General features: G+C 34.7%; 12 protein-coding genes. 10 read left to right on the top strand and 2 right to left on the bottom strand.

Annotated features, from left to right (window positions below):
* Positions 1–344 precede the first annotated feature (344 nt).
* Entirely contained in the window at positions 345–1,259 is a 915-nt protein-coding gene (locus ACXR6G_RS00160; RefSeq protein WP_458359367.1) for a YitT family protein, read from the top strand.
* Positions 1,260–1,325: 66 nt separating this feature from the next.
* On the opposite strand, the gene trpB is transcribed toward ACXR6G_RS00160, so the two are convergent.
* Complete coding sequence (trpB, locus tag ACXR6G_RS00155; RefSeq protein ID WP_458359366.1) at positions 1,326–2,543, bottom strand: tryptophan synthase subunit beta; 1,218 nt, start codon at positions 2,541–2,543, stop codon at positions 1,326–1,328.
* Positions 2,544–2,908: 365 nt separating this feature from the next.
* Between trpB and ACXR6G_RS00150 the strand changes: the two genes are divergently transcribed.
* The 4 genes from ACXR6G_RS00150 (at position 2,909) to ACXR6G_RS00135 (ending at position 6,770) form a co-directional block, all read left to right on the top strand.
* Positions 2,909–3,340: an N-acetyltransferase gene (locus ACXR6G_RS00150; RefSeq protein WP_458359365.1), complete on the top strand. Its 432-nt coding sequence runs from the start codon at positions 2,909–2,911 to the stop codon at positions 3,338–3,340.
* Between the two features lie 145 nt (positions 3,341–3,485).
* Positions 3,486–4,163, top strand: coding sequence for a spondin domain-containing protein (locus ACXR6G_RS00145; protein WP_458359364.1), 678 nt, complete (start codon positions 3,486–3,488; stop codon positions 4,161–4,163).
* 138 nt (positions 4,164–4,301) lie between these two features.
* Positions 4,302–6,344 carry an ATP-binding protein gene (locus ACXR6G_RS00140; RefSeq protein ID WP_458359363.1) on the top strand — a complete coding sequence of 681 codons (2,043 nt, stop codon included), beginning with the start codon at positions 4,302–4,304 and terminating at the stop codon, positions 6,342–6,344.
* 33 nt (positions 6,345–6,377) lie between these two features.
* A complete protein-coding gene (locus ACXR6G_RS00135; RefSeq protein WP_458359362.1) occupies positions 6,378–6,770 on the top strand; it encodes a DUF302 domain-containing protein in 393 nt (130 codons plus the stop codon).
* A gap of 88 nt (positions 6,771–6,858) precedes the next feature.
* On the opposite strand, the gene ACXR6G_RS00130 is transcribed toward ACXR6G_RS00135, so the two are convergent.
* Positions 6,859–7,482 carry a YqaA family protein gene (locus tag ACXR6G_RS00130; RefSeq protein ID WP_458359361.1) on the bottom strand — a complete coding sequence of 208 codons (624 nt, stop codon included), beginning with the start codon at positions 7,480–7,482 and terminating at the stop codon, positions 6,859–6,861.
* 741 nt (positions 7,483–8,223) lie between these two features.
* On the opposite strand from ACXR6G_RS00130, the gene ACXR6G_RS00125 reads away from it, so the two are divergent.
* From ACXR6G_RS00125 to nhaA, 5 genes are all read left to right on the top strand, one after another.
* Entirely contained in the window at positions 8,224–9,051 is an 828-nt protein-coding gene (locus ACXR6G_RS00125) for a hypothetical protein (RefSeq protein ID WP_458359360.1), read from the top strand.
* A 19-nt stretch (positions 9,052–9,070) separates the two neighbouring features.
* The gene (locus ACXR6G_RS00120) at positions 9,071–10,015 is read left to right on the top strand and encodes a universal stress protein (protein ID WP_458359359.1); all 945 of its coding nucleotides are present in this window, start codon (positions 9,071–9,073) and stop codon (positions 10,013–10,015) included.
* 221 nt (positions 10,016–10,236) lie between these two features.
* Positions 10,237–11,487 carry a sensor histidine kinase gene (locus ACXR6G_RS00115; RefSeq protein WP_458359358.1) on the top strand — a complete coding sequence of 417 codons (1,251 nt, stop codon included), beginning with the start codon at positions 10,237–10,239 and terminating at the stop codon, positions 11,485–11,487.
* Between the two features lie 23 nt (positions 11,488–11,510).
* Positions 11,511–12,164 carry a response regulator transcription factor gene (locus ACXR6G_RS00110; RefSeq protein ID WP_458359357.1) on the top strand — a complete coding sequence of 218 codons (654 nt, stop codon included), beginning with the start codon at positions 11,511–11,513 and terminating at the stop codon, positions 12,162–12,164.
* 232 nt (positions 12,165–12,396) lie between these two features.
* Complete coding sequence (gene nhaA, locus ACXR6G_RS00105) at positions 12,397–13,728, top strand: Na+/H+ antiporter NhaA (protein ID WP_458359356.1); 1,332 nt, start codon at positions 12,397–12,399, stop codon at positions 13,726–13,728.
* The last annotated feature ends 46 nt before the right edge of the window (positions 13,729–13,774 follow it).

The following is a 13,774-nucleotide window of genomic DNA, read 5'->3' as shown; positions in this document are numbered from 1 at the left end:
TTTTTTTTGCTTAATTCTTTCAATCTAGCATTTTTACTGTAAAAGATATAAATTTTATGGTTCATAGAAATACTGTAAACGCTCTATTCATGAGTATGTATTGAGCTATTTATACGATGAAAAGAAGATTTTGTATTTACAAGAGGAATAGGCTAATAAAATGCTGTTTTTCGACATGAATTTTTCTTTGTTAAAGTGCTTGTTATTGTGGCTAAGCCGATTATTTTTGTCGCCGATTTCAAACACTAATTGACTGTTTGGTATTTGTTTTACAGTAAATTTTATAAGCATAAAAAAGCGGTAGGATAAATTCAAGCAGTTTTAACACTAACACTAATTTTATAATGGCTTTTATCACAAAAGAAAAGTTTTTGTCTAATGAATGGCTTTCTACCTACGCTTACCTGATTCTAGGTAGTATTATTTTTGCTGTTTCAGACATTTTGTTTGTAGTACCTTACAAATTAGCACCAGGTGGCGTTTATGGTATTGCCACAGTTTTAAACACCATGTTTAGCTGGAAAATTAGTTATTGTACTTTCGCAATGGAGGTTCCATTGGTAATTCTTGGTACAATTATTCTTGGGCCTCGATTTGGGGTTAAGACAATTGTAAGTATTGCAATAATTCTAACGACTGTATGGATTATGGAAACTTATGTTTCTGTTGGTTTCCCAAAGGTAATTCTTGATCCGATGTTGAATAGTATTGTAGCCGGAGTATTCTATGGTATTTCAATAGGATTAGTCTTTAAGTCACGTGCTACTTCTGGAGGATCTGATATCATTGCCATGATTTTGGCTAAGTTTACTAAATTATCTCTTGGTAAGTTAGTTATGATTGTTGATGGTATTATTGTTCTATTTACCCTTGTTCAGCCTACTGAAACAGGTGCGATTGGATGGGAATTTGCAATTTATTCTTTAATCATTATCTATATTGAAGGTAAGATCATCGATATGGTGGTAAGTGGAGCTAGTTATCACAAAACGGTAATGATTGTTTCTGATCATTATGAGTCTATTGCTGCTAAAATTAAGAATGATTTGATGCGTGGTGCTACTATTCTTACTGGAACAGGGGCATATTCAGGACAAGATAGAAAAATGATTTATTCGGTAATGAGTCGTAGAGAACTTGAGATTCTTAAGTTACATATTAAAGAGGTCGATCCTAATGCATTCGTTAATGTTACAGAAGCTAACGAAATCATTGGTAAAGGATTTCAATCTTTGAATGAAGAAGAAGCAGGTCACTAGACTGTGTATAATATATCAGAAAATGGCGACCATATGGTCGCCATTTTTGTTATCAGCTTAAGTTGCCTAATCTCTATCTTCGGGTAAACCATAGGTGTCAATCACAAAATCAAGATCTTTATCACCGCGTCCACTCAAGTTCACAAGAATAGATTGTTTCGGATTAGCTTTAGCTAATTTAATAGCATAAGCAATTGCATGTGCTGACTCAAGTGCAGGAATAATCCCTTCCAATCGACTTAACTCAAAGAATGCATCTATACATTCCTTATCATCGATGTGATGATATTCAGCTCTTTGAAGATCTTTAAGCATGGAATGCTCAGGTCCCACACCAGGGTAATCTAATCCACTTGCAACGGAATAAACTGGTGCTGGTTCTCCAGCTTCATTCTGCAGCATATAACATTTGAAACCATGAATAACACCAGGCTTTCCAAGAGTTAGAGTTGCCGCATGTTGTCCTTCCTTGTCTACCCCACGTCCAGCTGGTTCAACCCCATGTAGTTTGATGTTTTTGTCATCTAAGAAAGCTGAGAATATACCCATAGCATTACTACCACCTCCCACACAAGCAATAATATTGTCAGGTAATTCGCCGGTCATTTCTTGATATTGATCGCGAGCTTCGATACCAACAACACGTTGGAATTCGCGTACCATCATGGGGAATGGGTGAGGACCAACGACAGAGCCAATACAATAAATGGTGTTGATAGGATCTTTTAAATAGGCTTGAAATGCAGAATCTACAGCCTCCTTTAAGGTTTTTAAACCATGAGTAACTGGAATAACTGTTGCACCTAGTATTTTCATACGTACAACGTTGGGATGTTCTTTAGCGATATCAACTTCGCCCATATGAATCTCGCATTCAAGACCGAAATAAGCAGCAGCTGTAGCTAAAGCAACACCATGCTGCCCCGCACCTGTTTCAGCAATTAGCTTCTTCTTTCCCATATACTTTGCAAGTAAAGCCTCGCCCATGCAGTGGTTAAGTTTATGGGCGCCTGTGTGATTTAAGTCTTCACGCTTTAGGTAAATACGTCCGCCGTACTTCTCTGATAAACGATTACAATAATACACAGGCGTTGGACGTCCTTGAAAGTGTTTGCGGATGCTTCTTAATTCAGAAATAAACTCATGAGATTTACTGATAGAGTAGTAAGCTTCATTGATGCGTTTCATTTCTTCTTCCAGTGCAGGGGGAATGAAGCTTCCGCCAAATTCACCGAAATAGCCTTCTTCGTTCGGGTAATTTTTAAAATAGTCTTTGAATGTCATGGTATTTTGATTTTATAGTTAGAATTCTACGATTTAGTGCAAAAAAAAAAGACCTGCGAGAAGCAGGTCTTTTAGTATATGAATTAAGTGCATATGGCTATCCCTTCTCGATATGATTTATTGAGAAGTTCCACCAAAATTTATTTTGTGTCATATTTGTTTGCATGCCGTAATGTTATTGCAATTTTCGTTCATAAACAAATTCTAGTTAAAAAAAATGAAATTAGAATTGATTCTTTGCTCTATGATTCGTAACTTATAGGGTTGTATTTTTAAACGTTGAAATTGTATTTAAATCATTGAAATTAAACGAGTCAGGCAAACTGACATTAGTTGAGATTTGGTATCGAAAACAAGTGCGGAAAATGATAAGAAAATATAAAAACAGTGATATAGAAGAAATTTTAGAGGTTTGGTATCAAGCTTCAAGAATGGCTCATCCTTTTTTAGATGCTGATTTTATGGGCATGGAGAAGAGGAATATTCGCGATATTTATATTCCCAACACATCGACTTGGGTATTTGAAAAAGAGGAGCTTGTTCTGGGTTTTATCTCGATGATGGGTAACGAGGTTGGGGCCATTTTTGTTCGTCCTGATTATCATGGAAAAGGTATTGGTAGGCAATTAATGGATTTTGTTTCTGATTTTCATGATGAGATGGAGGTCGAAGTTTTTGAACGAAACAGTGTAGGGAGAACTTTCTACGATAAATATGGTTTTGAATTACTTGAAGAACTGGTGCATAAGGAGACGAATAACAAAGTGTTACGCTTGAGGTTTAGAAAGAGATTTTGATTTAAATAAAGTTATACTAATTAGACTAAATAAAAATAGTGATTATAGATAATATTTACTATTTTTATTTATCAAATCCAGATAGATACTGTTTTTATCCAGGATTAATTGTTTAATGTGAATTTTTGAAATTATATTTTTTTTTATGAGAAATTTGAAATCGTATTTATACATAATACTTGTAGTTTTCATTGTGAGTTGTTCAAAAAGTGATGGTCCAATTGAGACTGGAATCGAGGGTGATGCGACTTATACAGTCACTTTTACGATGCATTGGAGTGCTGCTGATTTTGAAACTGATTATCCATCAAATGCACATTTTTCACCACTTATTGGATGGAGTCATAAGACAACAAGTGACTTTTTTGAACTTGAAACATCTGCATCAGCAGGAATTAAAGAGATGGCTGAAACAGGTGGTACAGGAACTTTAAAAACAGAACTAGAGGCTAAGATTGCTGCCGGTGAAGGTTTGGATTTTGTTCTAGGAAGTGGTTTGGGAAGTGGAACGGGTGATATTACAGTTGAAGTGACAGTTGATGCAGCAAATCCTGCAGTAACTTTGGTTTCAATGGTAGCTCCAAGTCCTGATTGGTATGTTGCAGCTCTAAATGTAAATCTGTATGATGGTAGTAATTTTGTTGATACTAAAACGGTCACTGCAGCTGTTTACGATGCTGGTACCGATAGTGGAATAACATTTGCTTCGGATAATTCTGTTACCACACCACAAGCTCCTATATCTTTATTTGTAGACAGTCCTTTAGGAGACGGAACAGATCTGTCAGCAGATTTTGCTACTGTAACCTTTACTAAGAAATAAGTTTGTTATTCACAATTTATATCATGAGATCTTGGATTTGACATCTAAGGTCTTTTTTTGTGAGAGTTTATTTGGTAAATTACAGAGGAATACAACTTCACCTTTGAAAATCTTTAATTAGATTTAATCTTGAAACATATGAATCAGCATGCAGACATAAAAAAAACAATTTCAGAGTTAATTTTAGAGGATGATTATGTATTTGATTTTATTAAAAATCATTCTATTGATGAACTTTGGTTTTGGGATATAACGCAGCTAAAGAAACATTTGCTTACGTCTACGATACTCTCTCTCTTAGGATATTCTATAGAAGATTCTTATCCCGATGATATATTGGAGAATAAAGACTTGGAATCTGTTTTATCCAGCTTTCATATTTTTTTTGATGGCGATGGGGAATATTGGGAACACCAGCTAAGTTATACGGATATTAATGGTGAGCCGATTTGCTTAAAGTTTTATGCTATCAAAATTAAGTCGGTTAAATCTCTTGGAGTTTTGGGAGCCTATAAAAATATCACTGATTTAAAGAAAATTGAAGAAAATCTAGCTAAGGAACAGGCAAAAGGACTTGAAAGTAAAATTAAATTTGAAGCCTTTACAATTCAATCTCCAATAGGAATTTACACGACCAATATAGAGGGTGATTGTATTTATGCCAATAAAAAGTGGCTTGATATGGCGGGTATGCAGTTGGAAGAAGCTTTGGGTATGGGCTGGATAACAGCGCTTCATCCTGATGATAGAGAACAAGTAAGTATAAACTGGTACAAATCTGTTCAACTTAACGGAGAGTGGTCGTATGAGTATCGCTTTGTGAACAAGGAAAATGAAATTATATGGGTTGAAGGGAATGCTAAAGGTCTATATAATCTCAATGGAGAATTGTATGGCTATTTAGGGACTAATATTGATATTACATCAAGGAAGCTTTCCGAGAAATTGAAACGTGAGAATGAGATCCTTTTGAAGCAACAAAATGACGATTACATTGCTTTAAATGAAGAATTGAGAGTCTCGAATGATCATTTGATTCAAGCTAGAGAAAGAGCGGAGGAGAGTGATAATTTAAAATCGGCCTTTTTAGCCAATATGTCTCATGAAATACGCACACCTCTGAATGCGATTATGGGTTTTTCTTCTCTTTTAGCTGACTCAAACTTAGAACAAAATTTGCGAGAGGAGTACATACAATTAATTGATTCTGGAGGAAAGAGATTACTTTCTTTAATTCGGGATATTGTAGATGTTTCCAAAATCGATGCTAAGCAATTGGTTTTAAATTTGGAGATATGTAATTTGAATGTCATTATCGATAATTTACAAAGCGAATTCGCTTTAACATCTTCCAATCCGGACGTGATTCTGACATCAAGTAAAGGTTTGCCAGATCTAGAAGGTTTTATTGAAACAGATCAAACCAGATTAATCCAAATTGTATCTAATTTATTGGAAAATGCTCAGAAATTCACAAAGAAAGGGAGCATCGAATTTGGGTATTCTGTTCAACAAGATATGCTTAAGTTTTATGTGAAGGATACAGGAATTGGTTTAAACTCTTCGGAGCAAGCTATTATTTTTGAGCGATTCAGACAGGTTTCTAATGAATATTCTAAATCTGGTGCAGGAACAGGTCTAGGTCTATCTATTGTAAAAGGATTGGTGAATTTGTTTGGGGGACAGATTTGGGTGTCTTCTCAGCCAGAAATCGGAAGTGCATTTTACTTCACGATTCCATTTGTTTCTAGATTGAATACTGAGATTGATAATATGAAACAACCTTTGAATATCTTAAAATCTAAAACTCAATATACCATTCTACTTGCCGAAGATGAGTTATCTAATTTCTTGTATATGGAGGAATTATTGAAGAGTTATAATCATAAAATAATCCATGCTAAAGATGGTAGGGAAGCAGTTGAAATGTTTAAACAGAATGATAAAATCAATTTAATATTGATGGATATAAAAATGCCTGTTTTAAATGGTTTGGATGCTGTAAAGGAAATTAGAAAAATGAATACCACCGTTCCAATAATTGCGCAAACGGCTTATGTTATGTCTGAAGATAAACAGAAAGCTATTGATGCCGGCTGCGATGATTATATTACAAAACCAATTTCACAAGAGGTATTATCGACTTATCTGAAAAAACATTTAAAAACAATTGTCGTGTAATCTTGAATTTTATGAACTTTAAATTTATATAGTATGAGCTATTACTTTAATAAAGTACTAAAAACGAAAAACTTTGACCAAGCAATTGAGCAGGCAACACTTGAATTGAAAAAAGAAGGCTTTGGTGTTTTAACACAAATTGATGTTAAGGCGACTCTGAAAATGAAAATTGATGCAGACTTTAAAAAGTATGTGATTTTAGGTGCCTGTAATCCACATTATGCTTATAAAGCCTTGCAAAGAGAAGATAAAATAGGTGTTTTCCTTCCTTGTAATGTTATTGTTGAGGAACACGATAATGGGGATATCGAGGTATCTGCAGTTGATCCCATCGCATCAATGGCTAAAGTTGAAAATGATACATTAGGTGAAATTGCAATTGAGATTCAAAATAAGTTGATAATTGTAATTAGCAATCTGAATTAATACCAACAGTAATTAGATATTAAAAAGTGTTTCAGATATAAAATCTATAAAAGACAAATCCCAGCCAATAGGCTGGGATTTGTTTTTGTTAGCTCATTAATGAGAAAATGGCTAAAGCGTATAAATAGAAACGTAAGAACCTGAAAAGTCCATACATTAAATATCTTTTGAAACTAAAACTAATGATTCCTGCAGCAATACTAACCATAGAAAATGGAATAGGCAGTAGTGCTCCCACAATGATAAGAAAACCACCCCATTTTCGGATATTGATAATGTGTTTTGCCATTTTGGATTCAAGGTAATGACTAACCTTAGGTATTGACAGTATGCTTCTGCCAATGAAATATGATACACTACCTCCTAAATAGGACAGTAAAGCCAAAAGGGATAGATTTAAAAATGGGGTAGGTAAGGTATTAACCCATGCAATGAATAACTCTGGAGGAATTAAGCCTAGTAGAGATTCTGAAGTGAAAAACAGAGAGAAAATACTTATGGCAGAATAGTTTTCTGTAATGTATGCAAAGAAGGAATTAAAGTCGATTACAAATCGATCAATTAAAATAAGCCCACCTATAATTAGAATAAATGGTATAATCGACTTCTTAATATTCTCCCATATAAAATTATAAAATCCTGTATAAGAATAATATTGATGTATAAGTTGAAGTTTGGATTTTCGATTTTTTGGTGCTGATTGTGATCTCATTATTTTCTCTTTTCTAATGGTATAAAGTGAAGAGCAGATCCTGAGAAAGGATTTGCTGTTGCTAGTTTGATCTTAAGCGCACATATGCTTATGAATTGATAACTGACCAATACATATTTATGTAGAGCAGTGATGAAAATGTCTAATTCTCGAAGCTTTGCTTAAGAAGAACGGGGAAATTCCGTTTTACGATTAAAATTGAGGTGGGGGTAAAACGATCGTGTCAGCTAGACTAATGCATAGAAGTGAAGTCTGAAAAGAGAATTGAAGCGGTAATTTTAAATGCTTAAAATACTTAAAAAATGAGCAGATAAACTGACCTTCAGATTCCTCAAATTCGTTTTCGAACTTAGATTCTTCAACATCAGAAATTGACGCACTAAGATGATCTTTTTGTTGTGTCCCTATTATCCTTTTTTGGATTGTAGGGCCTACAACAACTAGTAAAATAAGTAGTATGAAACGGATGCTAAAGTTTTTCATTTTCTTTTCTGATCATGTAAATGTATATAAAAAAAGGAGGGGTAATACGGCTTATTATCTTCTCAACAATTTCTACGATCATTAAACCGATCTTAATCATGCTTAATATCCTACTAATGAGGCTGTAAACGTTAGTTTTGATGATTGTTAAATTATTATAATTGAATGAAATGTAGGGTTTTCCCCCATTAGGTTTAGGACCTGCCCTGTTTCCTCGATTCAATAGACCTCATACATTTGTCCAATAAAAATTGAGACATGCAAACAATGGAAATTGATACATCTATAAAGGGAAAATCGAATATTCTGATTTTAGCTGACTATTCAGAAGGGAATGGGGCAGCCATTCATTTTGCCATGCGATACCTTTATCGTCCTGGCTCATTGATTCATATTATTCAAACTTGGCAAAAACCCAATTTTGGATCTTCTATGGTACGTGACTTATCACCTATACTTGAGGGTATTGCCAATAGTGAATTGGGTGGTTTAAAATCACACTTGCAAACTCGCTATTCAATGCCCGATGATCAGATTCGTTTAATCCCTTTTGAAGGTGATTTACCTGCTTACTTCAAAACGGAGTCGTACAAATCTCAAGAGTGGCAGATTGTAATGGGCTCAAGAAATTATGAGAGTCTTTTTCCTAGTATGAGTAGAATGAATGAACTCATAGATCAGGTCTCACAAGATCTATTTGTTTTAGTTGGATTTGAAGACAATAATTCGATATCGGATATTTTTATGCTTGCTGATACATCAGAGACTGCTACTTCCAACTTATCTGTATTGAAGAAAATAGCCATTAGTGAAAAACCAAATATCAATGTTTGTTTGTCTCGCTCATTTGAAACATCTGAAGAGAGAAAGAACAGAGTGTTACCATTAATAGAAAATTGCAAGGGTGCATATCTAACTGTTACCCAAATCGAAAAAGGAGAAGGACAAAACGAGATTCATAAATTCACAAGAAAAGGGTTTAGTCAACTGCTTATGTTTGAGAAGAACTCGCAACGCAAATTTCATAGTGGTATGAAAGCCTGTTTGAATTCTTGGTTATTGAAAAGTAAAGGTATTTGTGTTTAAAAATATAAGGTAGATTGATATGAAAGATATTAAATTGGAACGTGTTCTTGTACCCGTTAGTCTCAATGGAGATGGAGAAGATGCTTTAAAACAAGCTGTTTTTTTTAAGAAGAAAATGAATTCTAAAATTACTCTTATTCATGTGACACCTGCTGCATCAAATTTAAAGAGTTTGGTAGAAACAGCACTTAATAAAAGGTTGCAAGCAAGAGCGATGATTCGATTGATTCGATTTGCTAAACTTCAGTTTAAGGGAAGGATCCCGGAATATGTAGATCTCCGTGTTGAAATTGGTCAGCATGTTCCTACAATTATCGAAGTGGCAAATAATGAGAATTACAACTTGGTTATTATTCGTAAGAATGAAAGAATAGAAGGCTTAGTCGGGAAGCTTAAAAAGCATAGTGTCGATAAGTTTGTTCAAGATATTAATTGCCCGGTATTGTCGGTGAAAGATAGATGGACATATAGGGGTGTTAGAAATATATTGGTACCTGTTGATATTAGACAACAGTCGAGAGATCTATTGAACTGGTCAATTTATCTCGCAAAGCAATTAAATACTCGCATTACATTAATTTCAGTTTTGAATGTAAAGATTGATTTAGAAAAGAGTTTAGCTTATAAAAAAGCAAAATTACTTGAACGTTCAATAAGAGATGAAGGGATTGCTTGTGAGGTTAAAATATTTGAGAATACGGGTGAAGATAAGATTGAAACGATCTTGCAATATGTCAAGCATGAAAAAGCTGATTTAGTTTTAGCTCAGGGAGCACAAGATGTTTTCTTTGGTGATTCTCAATCAGAGAATTTTATTTCAAGATTATTGCATGATTCAATAAAACCCGTATTAAGGTTAGGCACCGATAAGGCTACTTACTTCAAAAACTTATTAGGTGTTCAGGTACCCATTAGCATAAAAACTGAGGAAATAGTTTTGAAAGAAGTTGTGATGAACCCATAAAGTGATGACAGTAATCATAAAAAGGTCAATTAAGCGTATACGACACTCGCTGATGCTTAGGGGCAAGTCGCTGTAGTAAGTGTTTGGGGAAGTTTCCTTGGTTTGTGGTAGGAAGCTTTCCCTTTTTGACTTGAAAAAGTATTTAAATATGTTTAGAGCTCGTTATTAATTGTAATTTTGTTTGGTCCTGTGTGATAAAACAGATTTAAGATCCTTTAATTATGCTTACAAAAAAGAGTTTTCGTATAAAGCAAAAAGTTATTTCAGTATTGCTCCTATTCAGTATTTTTGCTTTTGGTGGAATTATCTACACATTTCGAACCAGCTCAATAATTGATGCGAGACATATTAAGTTAGTTGAATACTCTGAACAGGTAGAGGTAGAGGTTTTTAATGGACGAATTGAAATGGACAACTTCCTTATGCAAAGGGATAGCATGTCTCTTGATGGAATCGCAAAGAGTTTTAATGAGGCAGACTTATATTTAATTCGATTAGAGGGAATTCTAACTGAAACTAAAAATGCAGTTCCTGAAAGCACTGAACTATTTCAGCAGAAGTTGTTTGAAACTAAAGCTTCTGTTGCGCATTTGGATCAGTTGATAAAATCTGGAAATTATCTTAAGAAACAGACTGTGGATAGTACAATGTTACAATCCTATCTGAACTTTAATCGAATATTTACTGAATACGAAAAAGCCCTTCAGGATTATATTAATGAAAGTAATTCAAGACTTAAAAAAGAGATTTTCTTTCTATTAGTAGCTATCTTTTTTATTCTGCTTGTGAGTTTGACTTTGACCGCTCGATTAATGGATTCACTTATAAAAGCAGAACGTCAAATTCTCAAAAATACGATGGATGTTGAACAGAGAGAAAGACGAAGAATTGCCATGGATTTACACGATGGTTTGGGTGCCATTTTATCGAGTGTGGGGATGTATAGTAAGATTCTAGAAAAAGAACTTGTGGAAAATAAGCCCGCTGCTGAAAAGTTGAAACATATCACAAATCTATCCAATCAGGCTTTGGCAGCTGTTGGTGAGGTTATCAATAATTTGAATCCTTCTATTTTGAATCGCTATAATATTGTAGAATCTCTTGAACGCTTGTGTACCAAGATCAATAGTATAGGTGAGATGAAACTTGAATTTGATAGCAGTAAATTTAGTGGGGAAATGACCAAGAGTACTGAAGTCATGCTATATCGAATTTCCGGTGAATTAATGAATAATAGTTTGAAGCATGCTAAGGCAGATAAAGCAAGTATTCATTTGTCTCGACAAAAGGGACGTATCATTCTCTCTTATCAGGATAATGGTGTTGGATTTGATATGAGTAAGTTAGCCATGCACGAAAATGACAAGATGGGACTTTCTAATATTGTAGAGAGAGTTGAATCCATAGGGGGACATTGTGAGCTGAAAACATCGCCAGGAGAGGGCTTTGTAATGAATATCGAGTTTAATTAAGCGAACGAATTAATAGCTGTAAGATGGAAAAGATAAAGATAGTTTTAGTTGACGACCATAAGATTTTTAGAGATGGTTTTCGTCTTTTGTTGCAGAGTTTTCCTTATGTTGAAATTATAGGTGAGGCTTCGAATGGACAAGAATTCCTTGATCAACTGCAAACTAAAGTTCCTGAAATTGTCTTTATGGATATTAATATGCCTCATGTTGATGGGGTTGAGGCTAGTAGACGAGCTGTTGAGCAATTTCCGAATATCAAAATTATTGCCCTCACAACCTTTCTCGATGAGGATTATCTGGAAAAAATGCTGATGGCAGGTGTTGAGGCTTATATGCTAAAGAATTCGGAGTTAGATGAGTTCGAAAAGGCCATTATGAAAGTGCATAATGGAGGGAATTATTTTTCCGACGAGATCGTTAGTTTATTATCAGATAAGTTAAATCGTTTTAGGAAGCGTAAAAAGGAGCAAGCCACATTGCCTGTATTTACTGTGAGAGAAAAGGAAATAATTGATCTTATTTGTAAAGGATACGGGAATAAGGAGATTGCTGAGAAAACTTTTTTAAGTCCTAAAACCGTTGAAAAGCATAAGAGTAACCTCTTTCAAAAAACCAACACCTTCAATACCGTAAACTTGGTGATTTATGCTTTTAAGAACCAAATTGTAAACTTCTAGATTTATCATTAAATTAAAGCTTAAAGAAAACTAAAAGGGATTAATCCGAATTGGATTTTTAGTTTGAAAATTCCTTTCGAAGTAGGGATTTCCCCCTTTCTAAAACTCGTAGAGCCTACTATTTTTGCAGCATACAGAATGGAATGAATCGACCTTCGTTCCAAAGACCTGACTTGGTTATTTTACTATGTCAGGTCTGTATATAAGACTGACATGTAATAAAAGAATTAATATGATACAATTTATAAAGAGAAAACGACTACTAGAACGCATAAAAGATCCCTTAGTAGAATTTGTAAGGTTAGAAGCATTTGGTGGGATTGTTCTTATGGGATTTACTTTATTGGCATTGGGTATTGCAAATTCGACAATGGGAGAGGAATTCCTAGCACATTGGGAGAAATACTTTGGCTTTAATTTCGGGGATTGGGAGCTGAGTAAAACTCTTATTCATTGGATTAATGATGGCTTAATGGCAATCTTCTTTTTTGTTGTTGGCCTAGAGATAAAAAGAGAAATGCTGACGGGAGGTTTGTCATCTTTTAAAAATGCGACCCTTCCTATCTTTGCTGCTATAGGTGGTATGTTGGTGCCAGCTTTAATCTATGTGTATTTTAACCAAACGGGTGCAGGAACACATGGTTGGGGAGTGCCTATGGCGACAGATATTGCCTTTGCTTTGGGAATACTTATCCTTTTAGGAAACAAGATACCTGTTTCGTTAAAACTTCTGTTAACTTCTATTGCCATTGTGGATGATATCGGTGCCGTTATTGTAATAGCTCTTTTTTATACCTCAGAAATCGATTGGATGTATCTGATTTATGGAGGTGGTATTTATGCTTTGCTTTGGTGTTTAAATCTTATGAAAGTAAGAAGTATACCTGTCTATTTACTTTTAGGACTGCTCCTTTGGTATGTCATGTTAAAATCTGGCGTACATGCTACACTGGCAGGTATTCTTTTAGCATTGACTATTCCTGCCCGTGCAAATCGTGAGGTTTTTGAATTCATTAAGTCTGGTACATCGCTATTGACTCAAATGGGAAAAATCCCTGCAGAATCAACAATTGCAGAGAAGGATAAACACACTCAGTCATCAGTCGAAACGATTGAGGAAAATTGTAAGGAAGTTATTTCTCCATTGCAGCGATTAGAGCATGCTTTGCATCCATGGGTAGCCTATCTTATTGTGCCTCTTTTTGCTTTTGCCAATGCAGGTATTATTATAGACCATCAATTACTGGGGCAGGTATTCGAGCCCATATCCTTAGGAATTATATTGGGTCTTTTTCTAGGAAAGCCCCTAGGTATATATCTTTTTGCACTAGCAGGCGTGCGTTTGGGTTTTGCTCAAAAGCCTATTGATGTCTGTTGGGCACAAATTATTGGAATTGGTTTCCTTGGAGGAATCGGTTTTACCATGTCTTTCTTTGTGTCTCAGTTGGCATTTAATGATCCTGCTGTTTTAAGTCTGGCGAAGATTGCTGTTCTGATTGCATCTGTATTTTCTGGCTTGATAGGTTTTTTAATTTTAAAAAACTTTAGTCAGGAACCTAAATAATCAATTTTAGATCAAGTTTAGTTTTTCAAGTTTAGTTTGTGGGCCG

This window comes from Ancylomarina sp. YFZ004 (assembly GCF_054254355.1).
The sequence above is the reverse complement of the archived record's forward strand: the minus strand, read 5'-3'. Positions and strand labels throughout refer to the sequence as shown.